This is a genomic window from Haloterrigena turkmenica DSM 5511, assembly GCF_000025325.1.
Taxonomy (GTDB): domain Archaea; phylum Halobacteriota; class Halobacteria; order Halobacteriales; family Natrialbaceae; genus Haloterrigena; species Haloterrigena turkmenica.
This window is the reverse complement of the sequence record NC_013744.1, coordinates 587,754-610,248: the sequence shown is the minus strand read 5'-3', so window position 1 is coordinate 610,248 and position 22,495 is coordinate 587,754. Positions and strand designations below refer to the sequence as shown.

Here is a 22,495-nt window from a genome sequence, read left to right as displayed (position 1 = left end):
TCGAGACCGTTCGATACTGAGAAGTATGTCAGTCGCTGGGAACACGATATGGCTTTTAGCCCGCTCCGGTAGAACGACGATCCGGTAGGAACTATGACTGGGTGTCCAACCGTCAACCGAAACGACGTCGAAGTGTGTTCGTGTACGGCAGGGAACGTGCTCCGGCTACTATCGAACACCCGGCGTCGCACCGTCGTTTCCGTTCTCGAACGGTCGGAACGCGACTCGATGAACGTCGATCGACTGGTCTCCACGTTGGCCGACGAGCACACCGACGTGAGCGCCGAGACCTGGAAAATAGAACTCCACCACCGCCACTTGCCCGCGCTCGAGGACGGGGACGTGATCGAGTACGACAGTCGATCCGGGACGGTCAGATACTATCGCTGTAAGCTGATCGCGGACGTACTCGCCGCCGTCGAAGCGAATTGCTCCCGTCGTTGACGACGACGGTTCGGACGACGGTCGGCATCGAGGGCGGTGGACGGCTCGACTGTGACCCATCCGACCGTCCGAGACTACCAGACCGATAGTAGTGTGGGCGTCTCCGACTACTTTACCGCCGCGAGTACGCGCCGGACTCGCGATAGCGCTCGGGCAGGTACGGTGCCAGCGGCTGCGGGACGAGGCCGGCGAGTCGCTCGGCGAGCGTCGCGAGCGGTTTTCGCAATAGTACGTAGACGGCCGAAACCGACAGGAACGCGACCGTGACGGCGGTCACGGTCCCGTCGCCCGTTCCGACGAGTGGCGCCGCGACGACCGCGGCGAGCGCGAGATCCTCGGGTGCGCCGTCGTAACGGACGAGCCGCCGGGGTCGGATCCAGCGGCCGTGATAGTGACTGTACACCGCTCGCTCTGAGCCCTCCTGCCACGGTCGGAGCTCGAGGCCGCCGCCCAGGACGTCGGCGGCGGCGTGGAGGGCCGACGCGGCGAGCGCGACGGCGAGGCCGGCGGTCAGTGTCGACGGCGCCGCGAGTGCGAGCGCGAGCGCCGGCGCGGTCGCGAGCGACGCGTAGATCGGATAGTGGAGCGTCTTCCGGTGGCCGGCGTAGAGATCGAGATCGGGGACCAGTCCGCCGACGAGTCCGGCCGCGAAGGCGGCCGGGGCGAACTCCGGGGCGGTCGCGAGGACCGGGAGAGCGAGCGCCATCCCCCAGAGCACGTGCGTTGTCGCCATCATTGTGACCGTCGAAAGGGGACGGAACGATAAGTGCGTTTCTCGTGATTCGGTACGATAGTCGAGTTCGAGCGTAGCATCCCGAGTCCGATAAGAAACCATCAGGTAGGATACATATGACTACGACAACAAGATGTTCTACTGGTCGGTTTACGCTTGTATTTTTGTAATACTACAAAAATACCACCCCCATATGATGGGGTAAGTATTTGGGAAGTCAAACCGATCGAATCAGTCTGTAACCTGTCAAGAGACCGTTCTGCTTACTACGGTAGAGAGCAGATTCGCTCCACTCCAGCATTGACCGGATCTGTCGGTGGGAGATCGACGGGGCCTGTCGCGGTAACGACCCGGCGCGGTCGCCGTACTGACGGCTCGTTGGCACGTACCACGCGACGGATCGTCGCCCGTAGTCGACGCGGAGCGAGACGGCGACGACACTCTTGGAACCGGCGGATGGCAACCGAAACTACTCTTTACTCGGTGGGCGACGTCCGAGTATGACCACACCACTGCTCGTTCGAGCGGCGCGGGGCGAACGCACCGAACGGCCGCCGGTCTGGCTGATGCGCCAGGCCGGACGGCACCTCCCGGAGTACCGGGAGCTTCGAAGCGAGCACTCGTTTCGCGAGGCCATCGAAACGCCGGACATCGCGGAAACGATCACCTTGCAACCCTACGAGCGGTACGGCGTCGACGGCGTCGTGATGTTCTCGGATATTCTCACGTGTCTCGAGCCCCTCGGCTTCGACTACCGCATCGAGTCCGGCGTCGGTCCGGTCATCCCGAATCCGGTCGAGGGGCCCGACGACGTTCCGGCGGACCACCGCGACGTCGAGACCGAACTCGACTTCGTCTACGACCTGCTCGATCGGTTGTCCGCGTCGGTCGCCGAGACGGACGCCGTCATCGGATTCGCCGGTGGGCCGTTCACGCTCGCGTCGTACGCCGTGGCCGGCGGTGCCGACCACCAGAACGGGGCGATCCGCCGGTTCCGCGCCGAGCAGCCGGCCGCGTTCGAGGAGCTGCTCGAGCGGTTCGCGGACGTCGTCGCGGAGTACCTCCGACTGCAGGTCGACCACGGCGCGGACGTCGTCCAGCTGTTCGACACCTACGCGAGCGTCCTCCCGCCGGCGGACTACGAGGAGTACGTGCGCCCGCTGCACCGCAAGATCCTCTCCGCGATCGACGCGCCGACGATACTGTTCGTCCGCGGGATGGGCGGTCGGCTCGAACAGTTGCGAACCGGCGGCGCCGACGCCGTCTCGCTGGACTGGACCGTCGATATGGAGCATGCGCGCGAGGAGCTCGGGACGACGCCGGTGCAGGGCAACCTCGATCCGACGCTGCTGTTTGCCGATCCCGAAACGGTTCGAGATCGAACTGCACGGATGATCGAGGCCGCCGGACCGCGCGGGTACGTCTGCAACCTCGGGCACGGCGTCGGCAAGGAGACGCCGATCGAGTCGGTCGCGGCGTTCGTCGAAACCGCGAAAAACTGGGAGTGGGAGTAGCTCGGTCCGTTCCCGATCGGAGACGGTGAGGTCACCCGAGTTCGGGCGGCCCTAGCTGGCTTCGTCGGCGAACGTCTCCGCGAGACTGTTCGCCTCCCGAACGCGCGAGGGAATCCCCATTCGTGACGTGTAGTTCGTCGCGAGGTGGATCCGCTCGGGGAGGTCGACGCGGTCGAGCGCGCTCCACGACGAATCATAGGCCGGAAACGCCGAGGAGAGCGTCTCGACGTGCAACACGTCGGCCTCGGCGCCGAGGACGCGCTCGAACTCTCGAGCCGCGATCCGGCCGATTGCTTCGTCCGCCCTGTCGCAGAGTTCTGCGTCGTTCATCCCCCCGAGGAAGGCCGTGTAGACGCCGTCGCGGTCGAACAGGCTCGCGTTCCAGGACACGCCGAGGGTCCGCAGCGGTTCGTCGCGTCGAACCTGGTAGCCGAACCCGTTCGCGCCGGCGTCGGAGACGAGGTGCACGAGCGCGAGCGGATTGTAGGTGAGTTCCTCGAGAGCAGCCGCCTCCGGAACAGTCTCTCGGAGCAGGTCGGCAGTCTCGCCCGCGGGCGTCGTTACGACGACGTGATCGAATCGCTCGACGTCGCCGTCGACTCCCGTGACGACGACCTCGTCTCCCGCCTCGCGGATCGATCGGATCGGCGTTTCGAACCGGACCCGGTCGTCGTGTGCGTCCGCGAGCGCCCGCGGGAGCCGTTGCAATCCGCGCTCGAACGAGACCGGCGGGGGCGACTCGCTCGAGCCGAGGAGCCGTTTGGCGGCGGGCACGAGCAGGTTTCCGTGTCGCTGCTCGAGTTCGAACAGCGACTCGAGCGCGTGCCGCGCGGGCATCTCGGCCGGGTCGGAGCCGAACGTGCCGCCGACGATCGGCCCGGCGAGGTTCTCGTAGGCCTCCCGTCCGAACTTTCGCGTGAACACCTCCGCGATGGATTCGTCCGGCTTCGCGTCCCCGGTCAACGGCTCCGCGAGAACGCGAAGCTTCGCGGTCGGCGAGAGGAGGTCCGTCTTGAGGAACGCGGTCGCCGACCGCGGAACGCGCCGAAGCGCCCCGCGGCTGTAGACGTACAACGGGAGCGAGTCGTCGGCCGCGACGAGCTCCCGTCGTAAGCCGACCGAATCGACTAACTCCGCGACCGGCTCGCTGAGCCGCAGGCGCTGCGGGCCGACTTCGATGACGCGTCCGTCGACGACGCGAGAGTCGATGACACCGCCGGGTTCGCCGGTGGCTTCGTAGGTGACACTGTCGACGCCGCGCTCGGCGAGCGCGTGCGTGAGCGCGAGTCCCGTCATCCCCGCTCCGACGATTCCGATACGCATCCTGTCTCACTCGTCTCGCGCCGGCTCGTTCCGACGGGCGTTGAGACACATCGCGTTCGGACTGTCCCGGCACGTACACGACTGGAAGCCGTAGTATTCCGGATCGAAGTCGGCGACAAACGGCTCGACGAGGTCCGCCAGGAGTTCGATGAAGCGGTCGTCGTCGTAGGGAACCGGGACGCGGAAGAACCCGAGCCCCCGCTCCTCGGCTTCCTCGCGGAGTTCGAGGTCGAGTTCGGAGAGCGTCTCGCTTTGCTCGTGCATGAAACTGACGGGGTCGACGACGACGCGCTCGGCGTCGAGGTCTTCGACGACGGATTCGACGTCCGGCTCCGTCCACGCGACGTCGCGGTTCTCGTGGTTCTGGTAGCCGAGTTCGTAGCCGGGGTCGCCGAGCATTCGGTTGACGATCTCCGCGTACTCGTCGACGTACTGCGCGTATCGGCTCCCCTCCTCGAGGTAGTACTGCGGCGTGCCGTGGGCCGAGAAGACGAGTCGCGTCTCCGTCCCCAACTCGAGGCCGTTTTGCTCGAGCGTGTCACGAATCGCGTCGGCGCGCAGCCGCAGATACGCCGAGTGCGTGTGCCAGCCGGTGATCTCGTGGTACTCCGGCGACCAGTCGAGATCGTCGACGCCGGCCGAGAGGTCCTCGAGGGCCTGCACCGTCGTCGACGGCCCGCAGAGGGGGTAGAGTGGCAATCCGATGAGGTTCGACACCTCGTCTTCGGCCGCGGCGGTCGCCGCGTCCTCGACGAACGGCTCGGTGAACTGGAACCCGTTGTAGGTCGTCACGTCGTGGCCGCGGGCGACGAGTTCGGACTCGAGTCGCTCCGCCTGCGTTTCGGCGTGCGCGTTCAGCGGCGATCCGCCGATCGCTTCGTACTCCTCGATCAACGCGGGGACGCGACGCTCCGCCAGCGAGCGCGCTCGTTCGCGCGCCGCCTCGGGCGTCGTCTCGCCCTCGATTTCCATGTTCGCGAGGAAGATCCGCTCGAGGTAGTCGACGACGGCGTCTCGGTCCGGTTCCGACGGTTCACCGAAGTTGAGAACAGCGATACCGGTGCTCATAGTCAGATCCAGGTACTCGAGCGGTTCAAAGATATCGATACGCGTCGCACGCGCGAATTTCTCCCGCAGATACCGTCCCCGCTACCGCGACGGGGAGAGGGGTGGGAACCCGCCGGATTAGTCGTCGGTTCTTTCTTCCGGCTGGTCGGCCGGTCGCCCGCCGTCGCTGGCCGTGGGCGCGGGTGAACTACTCGTCGAGCCGAAGGAAACGTCGGGGCCGAGATACCGCGTCCACAGCACCAGCAGCGACGGGAGGACGATCACGCTGGCGAGGAACGCGTACGTGATCGTCAGCCCGGTGATGATTCCGAACTGCTGGAGCGGCGGGAGGATGGCGAAGGCGAGGACACCGAACCCGCCGACGGTCGTCGCCGCGCTGCCCAACAGCGCGCCGCCTGTGCCGGTGACCGTCCGGGACATCGCCTCCCAGACCGAGCCGGTGCGCTCCAGTTCCAGACTGTAGCGCTCGCTGATGTGGATGCTGTAGGCGACCCCGAGGCCGACGGTGAGGCTCGTGATCATCCCCGTCATGACGTTGAACGGGATCTCGAGCAAATACATCGTCCCGAGGATCCACGAAACGCTGAACACGACCGGGAGAAGCGTCACCGCCCCGAGGGTTGCGCTGCCCTTCGTGATCCGGTAGGCGACCATCAGGAAGGCGAAGACGGCCACGAGCGTGATCAGCAGGCTCTCGATGACCGTGTCCATCAGCTGGTCTTGGACGATGTCGAACGTGATCGTCTGTCCGGTCGCGGTGGCCTCGAGTCCGTTTCCGCTGATCCCGTCCGCTATCGTTCGCATCTCGTCCGTGACGTCGCTCATGGACGCGGCGCCGCTCGTCGAGACGACCATCCGAACGGCCTCGTAGTCCCCTTCGTCGGTCCGATGGATGACGCTAGCCGCCTCGTCGGGCGCGGTGGCGAACAGTTCGTCGTAGACCTGGTCGACGTTCCGATCGGGCACGCCGTCGCCGTCGGTGTCGGCCGCGGCGAACGTCGCGTTGAACGATTCGTTCTGCTCCGCAGTCTGGCGCATCGTCCGCAGCGGACTCTCGAGGTCGGCCTCGCCGCTCGAGAGCGTGATTGCGACGTCGCTCTCGGCGGCCTCGCGTTCGGCCGCCTCGAGTCGCCGTAACGTCTCCGGATCAGTTACGTTACCCTCGACGAGGAGCTGCGCCTGGGAGTCCTCCCGGGCGAAGTTCTGGTTGACGAACTCGAGGTTCTCCTTCATCGAGTAGTCGCCCGGCTCCATCGGACCGGGAAGGTTGTCCGTCCACTCCGGCGGATCCTCCGCGATGAAGTCCTCTTGGTTGAAGCTGGTGTCGACCTGTGCCGCGCCGTACGCGCCGCCGGCGCTCACGAGAACCGCGACGAGGATGATGACGAGCGGCATCCGTCGCGCCGCCGTCGATCCGACCGACAGGAGCTGGCTGAATCGGCCGCCGCCCGTCCCGAACGCGCGCTTTTTCCGATCGATGCCGCGCGACTCGAGGAACTCGTCGAGTTCGATTTTGAGCGCCGGAACCAGAATGCCGAAGACGAGCAGGGCGGCCGTAATCCCGACCGCACTCACGATTCCGAACTCCTGTATCGGCGGGATCGGACTCGTGAGATTCGAGAGGAAGCCGATGGCCGTCGTCGCGGTTACGAGTACGAGCGCCACGCCGACGCCGGCCAGGGCAATCCGCATCGATCCGCGCGTATCGTCGTCACCGTACGCACCGCCAGCCTGACGCTGCTCGCGGTGGCGCATGAAGATGTGGATCGCGTAGTCGATCGAGAGCCCGATCAGTAAGACGGGCACCGCGATGAACATCTGGTTGAAGTCGATCCCCGCCCAGCCCATGAACCCGAACGTCCAGAGGAGAACGGCACCGATACCGACCAGACCGAGGAAGATATCGAGCAGATCGCGGTACGCGACCAGCAAGGCGACGACGACGAACAGCAGCGCGAGAGGACCGACGATCGCGATGCTGTCGCCCATCGAATTCTCGATCTCCTCGCCCATGATCCCGCTCCCGAAGACGATGACCTCGGAGTCCTCGCCCTCGACATCCTCGTTCGCGATGGACTGCATGGCCAGTTGCGCGTCGGCGAGTTCGCTGGACATCCCGTCCTGACCGCCGCCACCGCCGGACTGGTGGGTGACCAACAGCATCGTCGCGTTCGCGCTCGAGGAGCCGGGCTCGTAGCTCGTCGGCATGAACGCCAGTCCGCTCATCTCGCCCGACGACTCCTCGCTCAGTACGGCGCCGAGCGCCCGTTCGTACTCCGTCTCGTTCATCGACTCGAGGGCGTCGATCTGCTGTTGCAGCGTCGGCGACGCGGCGCTCGCCTGTGCATCCTGTTGCTGGCCGGCGTTGTCCTCCTGTGCGACCCGTTGCTGACCGGACTCGTTCGCTTGTGCCGCCTGCTGACCCTCGGACAGCGACGCGAGCGCGACGAGGTTCGCCACGCCGACCGTCGGCCGTTCGTCGGCGAGCGTCCGGTTGATCGTCTCGTTCTCGCGGAACGACTGTTGCAACCGGAGATTCTCGACCATTGCCTCCTGCGTGAGGACGTTCTCGCCCCTGACGATCACTTGCGCGGCCGACGTGTTCTCCTGGCCCGTCGAGAAGTTCTCCTCGATGTACTCCATCTTCTGCGCTTCCTCGCTGTCGCTCTGGAACGCATCGAGGTCGGAGGACTGCTCGACCATTCCGGCGCCCGCACCCACGACGAGCGTGAGCACGAGCATGACGGCGATCACGGGCCGACTGTAGTCCGCGACCGCATCGGAGACCGCGTCGATCCAACTCATGTGGCGGATAGACCTCCTCGTATTCCGTCCTCGTTCGGTACGCTCGACTCGCTACTGAGCGAGGAGCGCCCCCGGATCCGACCGGTAGCGGTCGTGATCCCGGCCGTTCGTTTCGGTTTCGCTGTCATGTGTTGACTGAATATTCAATCAGCACTTATATGCCTTTTTCTCCTCGGCTATTTCGTCCCGGCAGAGGGGTCTGAGAGAAATTCGTCTCGACCCGTCTGGACTGACCGTTCAATCGATTTTTATAGCTGGTAGTCGTATCCGGCAGTCAGCATGGTGGGAACTACGGAATCGACCCGGAACCGACGTCAGACCGCCGTCGAAACGCACGGGAAGGACGGGACGCGAGGACGATGACGGAGCTTCCGCAATTCCTCGAGAATCCGGGAGGTACTCGCGGCGCTATCATGAGCGCGACGTACGCCGCACTCTGTAAACACGGATACAGTGATCTCACGATCCAGCGGATCGGCGACGAGTTCTCGAAGAGCAAGTCGCTGCTGTACCACCACTACGATAGCAAGGACGAACTCCTCCTCGATTTCCTCGAGTTCATGCTGGACGAGATCGAGGGCCAGATCCCCGCGTACCAGGATGGGGGCGTGGACGATCACATCGAGGAAATCGTTGACCAAACGTTCGGCTTCGGTGACGCCGCGACGTCGACCGAGTTCACGCAGGCGGTCGTCGAACTTCGGTCGCAGGCGGCCCACGACGACGATTATCGGGAGTATTTCTCCCGGAGCGATCGCTTCATTCGAAAACACATCGCACATACGATCCGGTCGGGGATCGAACAGGGCGTGTTCCAGGAGGTCGACCCCCAGCAAACGGCGGCGCTCTTCCAGAACGTCTTCCTCGGAACGATGGTGCTTCGCGTCACCAACAACGACGAGGAGGTCCTCGAGGACAGCCGCGCCGCCTTCGAGCGCTATGTTCGGGAGTACCTCCTCGTCGAAGAGTGAGCCGGCGGCGCTAACCGGCCACCGCACAGGTCACATCGTCTCGGTGCGTCCGAACGACAACGCGCCGGTCGCGATCGCGCAAGTTCGGCGGTTCGATCGGGTTCAAAACACCGTCACGAGTCCGCCGAAGACGCCGGCCGTGACGAGGAGCCGCCCGAGGCTCCCGAGAAACGTCGCGACGGCGAACCGCACGTAGTCCGTTTCGAGGACGGCGAACGCGTAGATCGAGATCGTATCGGGAAAGAACGGCACGCACAGGGCCACCGTCATCCCACCGTACCCGTACTGCTGTGCGAGCCGGACGGAGCGCTTCTCCGACCACTTCAGAACGTCCCATCGCGACTGACGCAACCATCGCGTTATCGGTCCGGCCTGCTTGACCTCCTGACCGATATGAAACGCCAGCACGCTTCCGGCGGCTTTGCCGATCGCGCTCACGAGCATGATACTCGAGAGCTCTGCCCACGAGGGTAGCCCGAGATCGAGCGGTGCGACCAGCACGATCTCGCTCGGGCCGGGGAGCACGAACGCGATCAGAAACGAGTAAACGAAGACAACGCCCATCCCGGGCCAGCCCGTCGCTGTCTCGACGATGGCCTCGAGGCCTCCGGCAACAGCGGCGATCGCGGTTTCAACCATTACGTCGGTTGGAATGTCGGCGTCCGGTCGGGTAAGCGTTCGGTTTGCGTGTATATCGTATTAAAATGTCCGTTCGGCCGGTACCGAGTCGCACGTGGCAATTCGCGACAGGAGCGCTCAAGTCCGATGCCCGCACCCACCAAGAGGCTCCGTGGCGAGGCGCGGCGGGTTCGCCAAGACTTTTACTTACTGAACGGTTAGTCAGGATATGGTTCGACCAGTATCGCAGAAACGGCCGTGGCTCGCAGCGCTGCTGGCGGCAATCCTCACCGGATTCGGTCACCTGTATCTTCGGCGCTGGCGTCGCGCGCTCGGCTGGTTCGCCGCGTCAGTCGCCGTGTCCGCCCTGTTCGTCGACCCGGCGGCGGTCGAGTCGCTGCTAGCCGGGACTGCGACCCTCGAGACGATGCTGGCGGTGTCGCCGATGTACGTCGTCATCGGGTTGAGCGCCGTCGACGCGTATCTGCTCGCTCGCGCCCAGAACGCGCAGCGTCGCCCGCCAACGACGACCGACGCGGCGGCGATCAACGCAGAGACGGCCGACGACGGCACGATTGCCTGTCCCCACTGTGGCAACGAACTCGATCCGGACCTCGAGTTCTGTCACTGGTGTACGAGAGCGGTCGACGTCGACGGCAGTGGCGACAGACTCGAGGGATCGACCGATCGATAGGGAGTCGCCGTTCGCTGTTCGTCGCACGCCTCGACATTTTCCCGTCCCGTTAGACGGTCCTCTTAGGGAGCCACATGTTCACAGGTTCAAATCTATAATACATATCTCAGATTCATATCTAAGAACCTTAGTCAAATTGGCGGCCGGTCGGAAGGGCCGTAGAGAGCGTTTCAAGGCGGACGATGGGTTGCACGACGAGGGTGATCGTCTCTCTGTTTGATCGGACGGTATCAGAACCGGTGTGAGCACGTCAGAGGCAACATCTTCCGTACCAGTAGTTGGTAGCACGGTTTCTTTATTCAGTTTGAGAGTGGAAATTTCCGTCGGTGTAGATGAGGAATCTAACGCTCCGAATCGTGGCTATCCGGTTTCTGTCAGGGATAGTGGGCTGAATACAGGGTGCCAAATTCAGAGCACATATCGGGTCATTTTGAAGACGGGAGAGACATAACAAGGGAGAAAACCTATTACTGAAGATACATTTGGAGAGGATATGGACGGAGATGGCGGCGGAATGGACAGCGGTGGAATGAGTGGCGGTGGAATAGGAGGCATGGATGTGACTGGAATTGAAAGCACGGACCGAGATTCTCCGGATTCTGCGGAGTCAGTCCTCCAGTCGATGGGATATAGAGACAGTGGAGTCGGAATGGAAAGGAGGGATGAAAACTCTACAGATTCTTGGACTTCAGACCTCCGGACGGTCATGATCCTGGCAGTAGTGGGATTCTTCGGTGTTTGCTTCGTCTACTTCCTCCTAACGGGCATATTGGCTATGTTTGGTGTCTACCTGTAATGGACAGTTTCGCTATTCGAACTGCCTGTGGAACAGGCCCGCAACAGAACCCCTAGATTCATTTCCACATCTCGAACCGAATAGCGAAATCGCGCTACTATCTATTGGTAGTAGAGAAGAGACGTCATCCCTCCGACCCCTCACGCCAAAGAGCAAAACCGACCGATTGGTATAGCGGTCGATCTACCCATCCTGCAATTCAGCACTCCGGAGGCGGCTAGCGGTTCTCACGTGCATACGAGGAAGAGGCCCACGGCGTTAGCCGTAGGAGGACTCCGACAGAGAATACGTGAATAGTTCGTTGAAAGGGGGTGCCATTGCAAGCGATACCACTATTGGAAATAGCGGGATACGAATTCTGCCGGGGTCCACGAGACAGCCGCCGCCGCTCGTGCCATCATACCGTACCCCGGCTTCCCGATCACAGCGATCAAGGGTTTTCGCTCTCGGACTGCAGCCTCGTCACACGGACGCTATACGCGGTTGCGAATCGCGATAGTCGTCTCACGACAAACCGGCCCCGGATCGAGAGCGACTGATTACTCGCTGCTTTCGTTGTCGCCGCTCTCGTTACCGCCGGTCTCGTTACCACCGGTCTCGTTACCACCAGTCTCGTTACCCTCGGTCTCGTTGCCGCCGTTTCCACCGCCACCTCCGATCTGGAGATCGCCGACCATGTTCGACGAGTGGGGCTGGCAAACGTACTGGGCCATCTCACTGCTCGCCGTGATCTCTAACATCTGCTCTTCGTCCGGTTCGCTAACGATCTCCGTCGACAGATCGTCAACGATTTCGCCATTTTCGTCCCAAATCTCGATGTTGTGTTCCGCACCGTCGCCCTCGGTCCACCCGATCGTGTAGTCTTCACCCTCCTGCAAAATCAGCGTCGGGTTCGATTCGCCCTCGATCGACGACGGAGCGAGCCCCTCCCACTCGGTCGTCTGACCGCTAAACTCGACGGTCGTCCCGGGATCGATCTCGAAACCGTCGCTACCGCCGCCGCCGTTACCGCCACCGTTACCACCGCCGTTACCACCGCCGCCACCGCCACAGCCTGCGAGGAACGCTGTCGATGCCGCGACACCAGTCAACTCGAGCATCCGTCGGCGTGAGAACCGTTCATCTCGTGTCATCGTCTCAGCTTTGAAGTCAGAACCAATAGTCAGTAGCCCGTCTATTGCATGGGCTTCATCAGGGGAGATACGCGCGCGCTGAACGGGTAATAACGGAATCTCTGTCAACTGCCGGATCACCGATATCCGTTTCAGTTCGACCCACATACCAATTCAATGAGAAGATTTAGGAGCGAGTGCTGCGACCGGATCGATATGTCCCTCCTCTTCGAGAGCGCGATCGGCGACTTCGATCTCTCGACTGCGACGCTCTATCCGCCGGCGGACGGTGACCTCGAGGCGACGCGTGACGAGCCCGTCCCGATCGACGGCATCGTCGAGTACGCGAGCCACCACGACCGACTCGACCATCCCGAAAAGGACGACTGGATCGTGATTCCGCTTCACGAATCCGACAGCGCCGCGCTGACGGGCGAGTATATCGCTTTTACCGATCACGCGCTCCACGGCGAGATCTTCGTCTACGACGGCGGTGACGACTACGAGTCGATCGACCGGGACGCCTTCGTCGAGTCGACGCTGGCCGGACGAGTGCGGTTCTGGCACTCCGATTACGCGCCCGACGATCCGCCGTCGTACTTCGACTCGCCGATCGCCGAACGCGAGCCCCCTCGACAGCCGCTCTCCGACGACGACGCGGCCTCCTTCTTCGACGAACTCGAGTCGTTCGTCCGAGCGGAGATGGAAGCCCAACGCGACGTGAACAGAGAGAAGGCGGCCGGTTCGACGCCCGAAGAACTCCACAGGCGAGGGTTCGGCGCCATTCCCTCGCTCTCGTCGCTGGGCCACCCGGAAGACGGGATCTATCGGTTCAGGATCGACGACGACGACGGCGACGATCGGTCGCAGGACCGGTATCGGTACGTCCAGCGCGAGTTCGGCATCTTCGAGGGGAACGAGGTCCGACTCGTTCCCCCGAGCGCGGAGCACGCGCCCGAGGCGTTCCCGATCGCGGCGACGGTCGATTCGATCGAGGGACGGACCGTGAGACTGGCCGTCGACTGGCACGCCATCGAGGATCGGTCGACCGTCGGCGGCTACCTCCGACAGAAGCGACGCGGATTCGCAATGACCCTGCTGTTGAATCCCGTTCCCTACGACCGCGAACTCGAGGCGATCGCGCGCGTTCGTGAGCGCGACGATCACCGCGCGCTCCTGACGGGGGAGACGGCGGTCACCTTCGGCGACACCGCCGGGGTCAAGAGCAGCCAGCAGGACGTCGAACTGAACCAGGAACAGGAGCTCGCGGTCTCCTGTGCGCTCCTCGCCGACCACCTGTTTTGCATCCACGGACCGCCGGGCACCGGGAAGACGCGAACGCTCGTCGAGGTCGTCAGGCGCTCCGTCGAGGCCGGTGACGACGTCCTCGTCTGCGCCGACTCGAACCAGGCGGTCGACAACCTCGTCGCCGGCTCGAGCACGGCGGCGACGGCCGACGAACGGTCGCTCCATGCCTACGCACAGCACGGCGCCGACGAGTTCGTCCTCCGACGGGTCAACGCCGGCAACTCGTCGAACGACGTGGTCAGCGAACGGTACGCGACCTGCGACGGCCGCGCCGACGTCGTCGCCGCGACGAACAGCAGCGCGGCCACCCTCGACCGGGAGTTCGACGTGCTCGTCCTCGACGAGGCGACCCAGGCGACGTGTACCGCCTCCTGTATCCCGCTGGCGAGGGCGAACAAGGTCGTCCTCGCGGGGGATCACAAGCAGCTGCCACCGTTCAGCGCGACCGAGGACCCGCCGGAGTCGGCGGCAGGGATGTCGCTGTTCGAGCACCTCTACGCCGACGGCGGCGTCTACGAGGGCGTCGGCGTCCAGCTGCGGACGCAGTACCGCATGCACCGCGATATCGCCTGGTTCTCGAATCGGCGCTTCTACGACCGGGCGCTGCGACAGGGCCGAGACGTCACGTCGCTCGAGGACCAGCCGGCGCTCGTCGGCTACGATGTCGGCGGCAGCGAGGAGACGATCGATCACTCGAAGCGCAACGACGCGGAGGCCCGCCTCGTCGCGCACGTCGTCGACGAACTCCGAACCGAGGCCGGCCTCGAGGCCTCCGATATCGGCGTCATCACCCCGTACACGGCGCAGGTCGATGCGGTTCGGACGAAGCTGACTACTCGACTCGAGCGCGGCCGCGAGGTCACCGTAGACACGATCGATTCCTTCCAGGGCAGCGAGAAGGTCGCGATCGTGATCTCGCTGGTTCGGAGCAACGCCGACGGTGAGGTCGGCTTCCTCGACCGTCCGCTCGACGGTCCGCGACGGTTGAACGTGGCGATGACCCGCGCCGAGCGATTCTGCGCGATCGTCGGCGACTGGTACACGTTGCGGGGCCCGCGAGACGGCACCCGCAGTGGGACCGATCTCTACGATGACCTCCACTCGTTCCTCGAGAGCACCGGTCGGTTGCGACAGGTCGAACCGGAGTTCATCCCGGCCCCCGAGTGACGATACTGATCGCCCTGATCGCCTTCTCATCTCCTCGAGCGCCGTTCGTACTCGAGGTACCGGTCCTTTCCCATCGCGTTAGTTTCAATAAATATAACTATTCGCCAGGAAATCGTTTCCTGACGACCTACCTGAGAACCGCACTGCTGCCGGCGGTCCTCGTCGGGGGTATCTTGGTGGTCGTCGCACGCGCTCCGATCCTTCAGTCACGCGGGACGTTCCGCTTCCGAGCGGAGGGTGAGCCGAAAACGGTCGCCGATACGTTCACCGGTCCGACGTCGCCGGTACTCGCATTTCAGTGGGGGGTCGCGAGCCGTTGAACGCCTTCCGGTGAGCCAGCAGACAGTCTGAGGAGATCAAACAGCAGAGCGGATCAGTTGCTGTCCATTACCGCGACTACCGGTCGGTCCGCGTCCAGAAGGATCGATTGGGTGACGCTTCCGAATAGCGCCTTGCCAACTGGCGATCGTTTCCGTCCTCCCAGAACGAGATATCGGGAATCTACTTCGGTTGCATACTCCAGGATTTCTTCGGCTGGATTCCCCGTCCGTCCGATCACTTCGTGCTCCCGCGAAATCCCCTCGGAAGCCCGTTCGGCGACCGTTCGAGCGATTTCTTTTCTGTCCTCATCCGTCGCCTTTTGATCGACGTCGATTTTCTCGTTGAGGCGATGATTGTGCTCCGACTCTTCATACACGGACAGGACGTGAAGCGGTTCGTCAAAGCGATCGGCTAACGTCGCCGCTTCCTTCACTACTGTTTTCGATCTCTCCTCGTCATCAACTGAAGCAACAATCGTCATATGATACCACTAGATGTTGGAAGGCAAATAAATTTGGGTTTGGTTGCAAGGGACTGGTTCGTAGTAGCGCGGTTGTAGTGTTTTACAGACGGTCGAAACGGATGACCATCGAGGTCGGAGCGGAACCCGTCACTTCCCAATCACTTCCTTTTCGCACATCCATCAAAATATAAATATACCAATTATTTTATTATCTGGAGAATAAAGATAGGTGGCGAGATACTGTACAGGTCTATCTTTAACCAGCGAGAGAATCCCCCCTAAAGCCGAGCGGAGCGAGGTACCGGCAGATAACTGACCGCAAAGAACGCCGAATGGAGAACTGTACGAGACGCTCTCGTGATCGAGCGTCGTTCGTCGAGCGGTTCCGTTCGGAGAAATCGCTCGCCAACGATTCCAACAGATCGGTAGCCGCGTCGAGGCCGCGAGTGACAGGGCGTAGAGCGCCGATTCCGAGTCTGTTGGAATCGTGGCTGGGTTGATAATCCTTGCGCCGAACATATCCACTGTCGCGTACCTCTCCCACGCGACATAGCGATCCCATCTCCCCACCCGATCTTGTCGTCAGCCACCGTGGGCCTGCCCCGGCCCGCTGGGACTTTTGATTCGCGCCGATTTGAGCGCAGTTCCGCTCTCGAGCAGTTCGCCGATCGCTCCCGGATCGGCAGCGAACTCGAGGAGTCAGTCGACAGCCAGTTGTCCGGTCCGCACTGTGAGGGCTGGGTCGATCGTTTCGTAGTGAACGCCACTCCCGTCAGCACACGGTGTCGGAAGCATCGTCGCGGCAGTCGCGATCGGCTGTCGTCACTGCCGTTACCCGCGGCTTTCGGTGGAACGCATAGCGCGAGAAACGCCGGTCGGGTCCGGCGTCGGAGTCCCCTGACAATGATGGTGTGTCAATCGGTGGGTAGGGGTGAACCGAGATTGGCCTCTGACGTTGGTTACTCCCGATTAGCGGCGGGTCCGTATGTCTCAGATCGGAGAGCGCTGTCGTCAACGACAGTACTCCTCTCCCGCCGAAAGACTCATTCGACCCTTCTCCGTTAAGGGTGCGGGCTGACAGGTAAGTGAGCGCGATCGCTTCGCCCCTCGAGATTTCACTGAACAACCCGTCCACCATTGCTTCCGTCGAAACAATTGACCCGCTCGATTCGTCCTACGAGGCGAACGGACAGCTTCTGTCGGCGACGTCCACCGCGTTCCGTCGCTCCCCATGTGGCTGCCGACTCGAGTCACCGTAGCTGTGACCTGCGAGCAGCCGACGCTCAGAGGCCACAAGAGCGGAGACCGCCTCGACTATCTCGGCGGGGTCTCCGCCAAGCCGATTCGCGTGGTGGCCTTAGTCTGCTCTGCCCAGATTCCCTCCCCGAGCCTCGTTCTTGCCGTGTCCCTCTCCGCTGTTTCGGCCGCGACCCCGGAACAGCGAGAGGTCGACCGCCTCGGCCATCGCCTCGTAGCCCGCGTCCCCCGGGAGGTTATCGCCGCTATCGTACTTCGGGAGCATCCGCTCGGGATTGTTAGGGTCTCGAATGGCCTCGTCGAAGTCGACGACACCGTCGAAGGCGTCGCTCGTCCGTATGAACTCGTTGACCGTCTGGCGGATCTCCTCGCCTTCAGGTGTATAGCGGTGAGCCCTGCGGATGAGCTGCTGGTGACATCCTCCCCGGCGTAAACGCCGGGGCTTCCCGTACCGCAGGTGGGATATTTGTCGGTTTACGACACGACCTGTTCTCTCGTGCGAAACGTCCCGCTCTCGCGGTCGAACAGGTATGTCGATGGCTGTGCCACACAGCCGTTACTCCTATCCTCACCGTGAGGACTCGGAGTTATCTTCTGGCGCATATTCTCCGCCCCGTTGCAGTCGGCGTTAGCCACCAGCTCGCACGATGAACAGACGTACAAGCCACGCTCTACACGGTTCGACGCCGTCTCGTCGCCACATCGTGAGCACGTCTTCGAGGAGTCCCACTCGTTTTCTTTCAGCACCTCAACGCCACGTATCTCGCCTTTGTACGCGAGATACTGGTAGATACGGTCGAACGCCCACGAGTGCAACTTCTTGTTTCCAGTTTTGCCCCAGTCCGAGTCACGGACGTCTTCAGGCCAACTCACCGCCAGCGTTCCAACACCGCGTTCGATGCATTCGGTGATGATGGTGTCCGTGAGGACGTGGTAGAAATGGATTTCCCGTTCTGCGAGTTTTCGACGCGCCCATATCGACGTCTCGGACGGGCCGTTCTCGCCTTCGGTGTCGTACTCTACTCGAGTGAAGTAGTGCTTGTCCTCTTTGATCGAGTTGCCAGGGTACAGGACGTACTCGTCAGGGAATGCGACCGTAGCAATGTTCGTGATGCCAAGGTCGATACCCGCTACGCCGTCACCCGCAGAGTCACTGGTTTCAACCTCGACTTTACAGACGAAGTGCAATTCCCATTCATCGCCGTTCCAGACGGCACGAACGTTCTGTACGCGGGTAACTTCTGAGAGATCAACATCTGACCGGATTTGGTACTCGCAGAGGATGAAGTCCGACCAGTTCTCTTTCAGGTTTGACCCCTTCGACAGCCGGACACGATTGTTCTCGGGATCGTGTTTGAAACCGTCTGCTTTGAACGTGACCGTGCTGCGTGGTCGGTTATCGCCGTGTTTACGGTAGCCAGGCGGATTCGCCTCGTCGTCTGTCTGTCGCAAGTCGAACCACGACTGAAAAGCGTCAGAAAGTTCTTCGATGACTTTCTGGCTGGATTGTGCGTTCAGATCTTTCCAGCACGGTTGGTTCTTCATGCACGCTTTCAGCGTTCCTTCATCGGGAATTTCACCGGTTTCATCCCAGATGCGATCGGCTGTCCAGCGTGCAACATTCCAGATTTTCGAGGCGGAGTCTCCGAGCGAATCGAGGTCCTCACAGACTTGTCGCTGGTTCTGGATGAGACCAACGTAAGTGCGAGTGACCTCGATGGCCATACATAGTGTATGTAGACAATCCAACTTAATGGAGTGGATTATCGTGAAATATCCCGCCTGCCACCGACGGTGGATTGCGTCGTCCAGTGACGCGATTCACGCCCACCGTGAACGGTGGGATTCTCTCGCTGATTAAAGATAGCCGTCGATTAGTTCCTCGGCGGTCACGGTTTCGGATCCGTCGCCCGTTCCGGCCCCGATATCGTTGATCCCATCCAACAGGTGCACGTCGGTTACGCCCGTCTGAGCGAAGACGTCTCGATCGAACCGGGCGAGAGCGTTTTCGCCGGCACCCCTGCTGAGTACGCGGTTGGCGGAAATACCGGCGTTCAGCACCGATTTCTGTAGACTCCCGCTCTCGTTGATTCGCTCGGCGAGGAAGTCGAGATAGGTCGCGTTGGCGTCGTACGTCGATTCGAAGCCGTCGGTGATCGAGTCGCCCAGGCAGACGATCGCGCCGCTCGTTTCCGGTGAGACCACCTCTACCCCGTCGAGGTAGAACCACCGAGAGATTTCCGTCGTGAACGCGTCTGCGCCGGTTTCGCCCGTGTGGTCGCCGCTCTCCGCGACGAAGGACGTCTTGGTCTCGAGGTGGTGAAAGGTCGTCGGGCCCGTCGGCGCCGCCGCGTAGAGGTTGACCGCCAGCTCCTGCTCCGGCTCGACGTGCAGATCCACCGGGTCGCTCAAGACGCGACCCCCGGCCGTGATCGTCACGTCGTCATCACCGCCGAACGTCAGTTGCCGAAGCGTCCTCGGTTCGATCGCAGCGCTACCGGGCTCGGCCCGTATCCCCACGGACGCCCGGTCGAACGTGACCGGTTCGTCACCGAACGTGTTGGACAGGCGGATACGGACACCGTTCCCACCGACGCTCGTCCGGATCATCAGTCGGAGCGTCTCGTCCTCGAAGCCCTCCTGAGAGAGGCCCTCGTCGTTCGGTGCCATCGGACTCGCCATCCACGTTCCCACGAACTCAGCTCCGGAGCGTTCCGGTGGTCTCTCGGTGTCCGTCGGCGAATCACTGGTCAGAACATTGGCGCCGGTGCCGCCGAGTATCAGCCCCGAAGCTGCACCGAGCGACTTCAACGTCTCGCGTCGAGTCGACCCGGTCATTGTTCGCACCCACACTGTCGGCCGCTATTTTGCGCTAGCATTCCACACAAAACTATAATCAAACAATACTTAGTAATATGACACCTACCTGTTCCAGGGCGTCACCGTTAGGAGACACTTCTGGGAACGAACCGACGCTGAGAAAGCAGTCGAACGCGTCTGCGGCGTCCGCGGACTAGCATCACAGCAGACCGCTCGCTGCGGTCCGATCTCGGCCTCGGACGAAGAGAGCGGATTCGAGGAACGGGAAAAGACATCAGCGAAACTGGGTCCAACGATTCCGCGCTCGAGAAGCACCTGACTGTCACGAACTATCGAGTCCGGAGTCGATCGCGACGAGGGTGACGACACTCCGGACACACTCACGCGTCGGTCCACCACGGTTTATGTGCTACTCGAGCCACTGTACAGACATGCCCGAACCGACCTTCGATGAGTTCGACCACGAGGCGCACATGCGCCGTGCCTTCGAACTCGCTCGCGAGGCCATCGATCGCGGTGACCGGCCGTTCGGAACGGTGCTCGTCCGAGACGATACGGTCATCATGGCCGACTCGAATCGCGTGGTCACGGAGGACGACATTCGCCGCCATCCGGAGCTCCACCTCGCGTATCGGGCGTGTCGAGAACTCGACCCTGACGAACGCGCCGAGACGGTCATGTACACGAGCACGGAGCCGTGTCCGATGTGTGCCGGCGGGATGATCAGCGCCGGGTTCGGACGGGTCGTCTACAGCGTGGGCAGCGACGAACTCCCGGCCTTCACCGACAGCGAACCGGCGGTCCGGTCGGCAGAGATCCTCGACGGCGTCAGCGATGTTACCGGCCCCGTCCTGAACGAGGAGGGCCGCCAGCTCCACCGCGATTTCGACTGGTAACCCGTCAGCTCACGGCTCGAGCCGTCCCGGTTCGACGACGCGACGGCAGACGCACCGAACAGCGCTACGCCGACCGAACCACAGTACCACTCACCGCCTACGTCGTCCCTTCTCCAGTACTATCAGGAATGGTGAAGAAGAACGTCGTTCCCTCGCCGGGTTCGGACTCGACCCAGATACGGCCGTCGTGAATCGTCACGATGCGCTTGCAGATAGCGAGACCGATACCCGTTCCCCCGTACTCGTCGGGAGCGTGCAGGCGGTTGAATACCGCGAAGATGTCGTCCGTTTCCTCCGGGTCGATCCCGATCCCGTTGTCGCGGACCGAAAACAGCCACTCGCCGTCCCCTCGCTCGGCGGAGACGTGGACGGTCGGCGGCGCATCGCCCGCGTACGTGATGGCGTTATCGAGGAGGTTCTGGAAGAGTTGAATCAGTTGGCGTTCGTCGCCGCTCACAGTGGGCAGTTCGTCCGACGTGATGGAGGCCTCGCGTTCCTCGATCGCCATCTGGAGATTCTCCGTCGCCTGCTCGAGGACCGCCTCGCAGTCGACCGTCTCGAAGTCGTTCTCACGGGTGCTCACCTGCGAATACTCGAGCAGCGCGTCGACCATCGCCCGCATGCGATCCGCGCCGTCGACGGCGAACTCGATGAACTCCGTCGCGTCGGCATCGAGGTCGTCTCCGTACCGCTGTTCGAGTAGCTGGAGATAGCTCGAGACCATCCGTAACGGCTCCTGGAGGTCGTGGGAGGCGGCGTGGGCGAATCGCTTGAGTTCTCGGTTCGAGCGTTTCAGTTGCGCGTTGGTTTGTTCGAGTTCCCGCTCGTACGCCTTGCGTTCGGTGATGTCGCTCGCCATCCCGATCCACTCGACGATGTCGCCGTCCTCGTCCAACATTGGCACCGCACGCGAGAACGTCCAGCCCAGGCTGCCGTCGACCTGCTCTACCTGGTGTTCCAGTTCGAAGGTGCTCTTGGACCGGATGGCTTCGTCGATGGCCGCCGTGACGCGTTCCTGATCGTCCGGATGGATGTATTTGTCGAGCCAGTCGCTGGTCGATTCCTGCGTATCGGCGATGAATTCCTTGCCCTCGAGTTCGTGCATTTCGCTCCAGTCCGGACTCATGCGATAGACGACGTCCGAACTCGCAGTGACCAACGCTCTGAATCGCTCCTTGCTCTTCTGAAGCGCCTCCTCGGCCTCCTTGCGCTCGGTGATATCGCGCGTCGTCCCGGCGATGATTTCGACCTCGCCCTCGTCGTCGAGTACCGGTGCGAAGATGTAGTCGTAGATCCGGCGGCCGCGTTCGACGTGTTCGAACGCGACTTCGCCGCGGATGGGCTCTTTCGTCTCCACGACCCGGTCGATCTCGCGTTCGTGCATCTCCGCGTGCCACGGCTCGTAGCCGTTTTCTCGCAAGGTGTTGCCGATGGACTCGTCGTAGGTTTGACCCCACATCTCCAGCAGCGCGTCGTTGGCGAAGATGAAGCGGTAGTCGAGGTCGAAGGCGTAGACGAGGTCGGGCGTACTGGAGATGATGGTCTCGTAGAGCCGTCGTTTCTGCTCGGACTCGATGGGCACCTCCGTCATCTCTTCCGCCGCTCCCTCGCGCTCGTCGCGGTCAGTATTCGCGGGCGACTCCGCATCGTCGAGGGCGTAGGCGATCGTGACGCCCAGCTCCGTAAGCGCTTCTCGCTCGGACGTCCCGAATCCGTGCGGCCGGTCGGTAGCCAGCTGCAAGACGCCGTACAGCGTCTCCTCGTAAACGAGCGGGATCGCCGCACACGTTCGGTAGTCGTGCTCGAGGGCGTGGTTGCGCCACTCCTCACAAGGCGGGTCGTCGACGAGGTCCCGTCGGACCGTCAGCTCCCGCGTGCGCACCGCTTCAGTCGTCAGCTCCGCTCGAGGCGACTCCGCAGCGATGGAGACGTCCTCGAGCGTCTGCTCCGCAATCCCGGCGGAGGCGTTCGGAATCACGTCGTCTCGCTCCGGCAGATAGCGGCCGATCCACGAAACTGAGTACACCTCCGATGAAACGAACGCCTCGCAAACGCGGCGACGCATCTCGGGTTCGGTGTTGGTCGGAACCAACGCTCGGGTGACGTCACCGATCACATCAGTTATAGATCGTTGCCCACCACGACTCATTTGGATCTTCTATCTCATAGACGTGGTTTACCCTGT

Annotated in this window: 17 protein-coding genes and 1 pseudogene; 7 read left to right on the top strand and 11 right to left on the bottom strand. The window is 62.5% G+C overall.

The genetic code is table 11. The features are described 5' to 3' along the window. Nucleotides 1–93 precede the first annotated feature (93 nt). Nucleotides 94–444, top strand: a complete 351-nt coding sequence (locus HTUR_RS26930) for a DUF7344 domain-containing protein (RefSeq protein ID WP_049941993.1) — start codon at nucleotides 94–96, stop codon at nucleotides 442–444. Nucleotides 445–556: 112 nt separating this feature from the next. Here the strand turns inward: HTUR_RS26930 and HTUR_RS21260 are convergent, their stop codons facing one another. After that, nucleotides 557–1,180 carry a membrane protein gene (locus tag HTUR_RS21260; RefSeq protein ID WP_012945403.1) on the bottom strand — a complete coding sequence of 208 codons (624 nt, stop codon included), beginning with the start codon at nucleotides 1,178–1,180 and terminating at the stop codon, nucleotides 557–559. Nucleotides 1,181–1,677: 497 nt separating this feature from the next. Between HTUR_RS21260 and hemE the strand changes: the two genes are divergently transcribed. Continuing rightward, nucleotides 1,678–2,691 carry a uroporphyrinogen decarboxylase gene (hemE, locus tag HTUR_RS21255; RefSeq protein WP_012945402.1) on the top strand — a complete coding sequence of 338 codons (1,014 nt, stop codon included), beginning with the start codon at nucleotides 1,678–1,680 and terminating at the stop codon, nucleotides 2,689–2,691. 51 nt (nucleotides 2,692–2,742) lie between these two features. Here hemE and hemG read toward each other — a convergent pair whose 3' ends face one another. The 3 genes from hemG to HTUR_RS21240 form a co-directional block, all read right to left on the bottom strand. After that, nucleotides 2,743–4,014, bottom strand: a complete 1,272-nt coding sequence (gene hemG / locus HTUR_RS21250; protein WP_012945401.1) for a protoporphyrinogen oxidase — start codon at nucleotides 4,012–4,014, stop codon at nucleotides 2,743–2,745. Between the two features lie 6 nt (nucleotides 4,015–4,020). Then, nucleotides 4,021–5,082 carry a ferrochelatase gene (hemH, locus tag HTUR_RS21245; protein WP_012945400.1) on the bottom strand — a complete coding sequence of 354 codons (1,062 nt, stop codon included), beginning with the start codon at nucleotides 5,080–5,082 and terminating at the stop codon, nucleotides 4,021–4,023. Between the two features lie 117 nt (nucleotides 5,083–5,199). After that, nucleotides 5,200–7,887: an efflux RND transporter permease subunit gene (locus HTUR_RS21240; RefSeq protein WP_012945399.1), complete on the bottom strand. Its 2,688-nt coding sequence runs from the start codon at nucleotides 7,885–7,887 to the stop codon at nucleotides 5,200–5,202. A 359-nt stretch (nucleotides 7,888–8,246) separates the two neighbouring features. Between HTUR_RS21240 and HTUR_RS21235 the strand changes: the two genes are divergently transcribed. Further along, nucleotides 8,247–8,858 carry a TetR/AcrR family transcriptional regulator gene (locus HTUR_RS21235; RefSeq protein ID WP_012945398.1) on the top strand — a complete coding sequence of 204 codons (612 nt, stop codon included), beginning with the start codon at nucleotides 8,247–8,249 and terminating at the stop codon, nucleotides 8,856–8,858. Nucleotides 8,859–8,960: 102 nt separating this feature from the next. Here HTUR_RS21235 and HTUR_RS21230 read toward each other — a convergent pair whose 3' ends face one another. Further along, nucleotides 8,961–9,497 (bottom strand): YqaA family protein, encoded by a 537-nt coding sequence (locus tag HTUR_RS21230; RefSeq protein WP_012945397.1) that lies wholly within the window; start codon nucleotides 9,495–9,497, stop codon nucleotides 8,961–8,963. A gap of 208 nt (nucleotides 9,498–9,705) precedes the next feature. Here HTUR_RS21230 and HTUR_RS21225 point away from each other — a divergent pair, with 208 nt between their 5' ends. Together HTUR_RS21225 and HTUR_RS21220 are read left to right on the top strand one after the other, a co-directional pair. After that, nucleotides 9,706–10,170, top strand: coding sequence for a zinc ribbon domain-containing protein (locus tag HTUR_RS21225; RefSeq protein ID WP_012945396.1), 465 nt, complete (start codon nucleotides 9,706–9,708; stop codon nucleotides 10,168–10,170). A 493-nt stretch (nucleotides 10,171–10,663) separates the two neighbouring features. Beyond that, nucleotides 10,664–10,966: a hypothetical protein gene (locus HTUR_RS21220; protein ID WP_012945395.1), complete on the top strand. Its 303-nt coding sequence runs from the start codon at nucleotides 10,664–10,666 to the stop codon at nucleotides 10,964–10,966. A gap of 539 nt (nucleotides 10,967–11,505) precedes the next feature. Here the strand turns inward: HTUR_RS21220 and HTUR_RS28490 are convergent. Next, nucleotides 11,506–12,066, bottom strand: coding sequence for a plastocyanin/azurin family copper-binding protein (locus HTUR_RS28490; protein ID WP_049941992.1), 561 nt, complete (start codon nucleotides 12,064–12,066; stop codon nucleotides 11,506–11,508). A gap of 228 nt (nucleotides 12,067–12,294) precedes the next feature. Here HTUR_RS28490 and HTUR_RS21210 point away from each other — a divergent pair, with 228 nt between their 5' ends. Further along, nucleotides 12,295–14,553 carry an AAA domain-containing protein gene (locus HTUR_RS21210; RefSeq protein ID WP_012945393.1) on the top strand — a complete coding sequence of 753 codons (2,259 nt, stop codon included), beginning with the start codon at nucleotides 12,295–12,297 and terminating at the stop codon, nucleotides 14,551–14,553. 373 nt (nucleotides 14,554–14,926) lie between these two features. Here HTUR_RS21210 and HTUR_RS21200 read toward each other — a convergent pair whose 3' ends face one another. The 4 genes and pseudogenes from HTUR_RS21200 to HTUR_RS21185 form a co-directional block, all read right to left on the bottom strand. Then, nucleotides 14,927–15,355, bottom strand: coding sequence for a universal stress protein (locus tag HTUR_RS21200; RefSeq protein ID WP_012945392.1), 429 nt, complete (start codon nucleotides 15,353–15,355; stop codon nucleotides 14,927–14,929). Between the two features lie 1,339 nt (nucleotides 15,356–16,694). Then, nucleotides 16,695–17,009, bottom strand: a pseudogene (locus HTUR_RS28145) (SGNH/GDSL hydrolase family protein); the annotation flags it as partial. Between the two features lie 59 nt (nucleotides 17,010–17,068). Beyond that, nucleotides 17,069–18,319, bottom strand: coding sequence for an RNA-guided endonuclease InsQ/TnpB family protein (locus tag HTUR_RS21190; protein ID WP_012945391.1), 1,251 nt, complete (start codon nucleotides 18,317–18,319; stop codon nucleotides 17,069–17,071). A gap of 132 nt (nucleotides 18,320–18,451) precedes the next feature. Beyond that, nucleotides 18,452–19,264 carry a GDSL-type esterase/lipase family protein gene (locus HTUR_RS21185; protein ID WP_226377526.1) on the bottom strand — a complete coding sequence of 271 codons (813 nt, stop codon included), beginning with the start codon at nucleotides 19,262–19,264 and terminating at the stop codon, nucleotides 18,452–18,454. A gap of 581 nt (nucleotides 19,265–19,845) precedes the next feature. Between HTUR_RS21185 and HTUR_RS21180 the strand changes: the two genes are divergently transcribed. After that, complete coding sequence (locus HTUR_RS21180; protein ID WP_049941989.1) at nucleotides 19,846–20,310, top strand: nucleoside deaminase; 465 nt, start codon at nucleotides 19,846–19,848, stop codon at nucleotides 20,308–20,310. A 97-nt stretch (nucleotides 20,311–20,407) separates the two neighbouring features. On the opposite strand, the gene HTUR_RS21175 is transcribed toward HTUR_RS21180, so the two are convergent. Next, nucleotides 20,408–22,459 (bottom strand): ATP-binding protein, encoded by a 2,052-nt coding sequence (locus HTUR_RS21175; RefSeq protein ID WP_012945388.1) that lies wholly within the window; start codon nucleotides 22,457–22,459, stop codon nucleotides 20,408–20,410. Nucleotides 22,460–22,495 lie beyond the last annotated feature (36 nt).

Bases quoted from the DNA above. Each gene is read 5' to 3' on its own strand.
- HTUR_RS26930 (WP_049941993.1), top strand. From the start codon at position 94: ATGACTGGGTGTCCAACCGTCAACCGAAACGACGTCGAAGTGTGTTCG.
- HTUR_RS21260 (WP_012945403.1), bottom strand. From the start codon at position 1,180: ATGATGGCGACAACGCACGTGCTCTGGGGGATGGCGCTCGCTCTCCCG.
- hemE (WP_012945402.1), top strand. From the start codon at position 1,678: ATGACCACACCACTGCTCGTTCGAGCGGCGCGGGGCGAACGCACCGAA.
- hemG (WP_012945401.1), bottom strand. From the start codon at position 4,014: ATGCGTATCGGAATCGTCGGAGCGGGGATGACGGGACTCGCGCTCACG.
- hemH (WP_012945400.1), bottom strand. From the start codon at position 5,082: ATGAGCACCGGTATCGCTGTTCTCAACTTCGGTGAACCGTCGGAACCG.
- HTUR_RS21240 (WP_012945399.1), bottom strand. From the start codon at position 7,887: ATGAGTTGGATCGACGCGGTCTCCGATGCGGTCGCGGACTACAGTCGG.
- HTUR_RS21235 (WP_012945398.1), top strand. From the start codon at position 8,247: ATGACGGAGCTTCCGCAATTCCTCGAGAATCCGGGAGGTACTCGCGGC.
- HTUR_RS21230 (WP_012945397.1), bottom strand. From the start codon at position 9,497: ATGGTTGAAACCGCGATCGCCGCTGTTGCCGGAGGCCTCGAGGCCATC.
- HTUR_RS21225 (WP_012945396.1), top strand. From the start codon at position 9,706: ATGGTTCGACCAGTATCGCAGAAACGGCCGTGGCTCGCAGCGCTGCTG.
- HTUR_RS21220 (WP_012945395.1), top strand. From the start codon at position 10,664: ATGGACGGAGATGGCGGCGGAATGGACAGCGGTGGAATGAGTGGCGGT.
- HTUR_RS28490 (WP_049941992.1), bottom strand. From the start codon at position 12,066: ATGCTCGAGTTGACTGGTGTCGCGGCATCGACAGCGTTCCTCGCAGGC.
- HTUR_RS21210 (WP_012945393.1), top strand. From the start codon at position 12,295: ATGTCCCTCCTCTTCGAGAGCGCGATCGGCGACTTCGATCTCTCGACT.
- HTUR_RS21200 (WP_012945392.1), bottom strand. From the start codon at position 15,355: ATGACGATTGTTGCTTCAGTTGATGACGAGGAGAGATCGAAAACAGTA.
- HTUR_RS21190 (WP_012945391.1), bottom strand. From the start codon at position 18,319: ATGGCCATCGAGGTCACTCGCACTTACGTTGGTCTCATCCAGAACCAG.
- HTUR_RS21185 (WP_226377526.1), bottom strand. From the start codon at position 19,264: ATGGCACCGAACGACGAGGGCCTCTCTCAGGAGGGCTTCGAGGACGAG.
- HTUR_RS21180 (WP_049941989.1), top strand. From the start codon at position 19,846: ATGCCCGAACCGACCTTCGATGAGTTCGACCACGAGGCGCACATGCGC.
- HTUR_RS21175 (WP_012945388.1), bottom strand. From the start codon at position 22,459: ATGAGTCGTGGTGGGCAACGATCTATAACTGATGTGATCGGTGACGTC.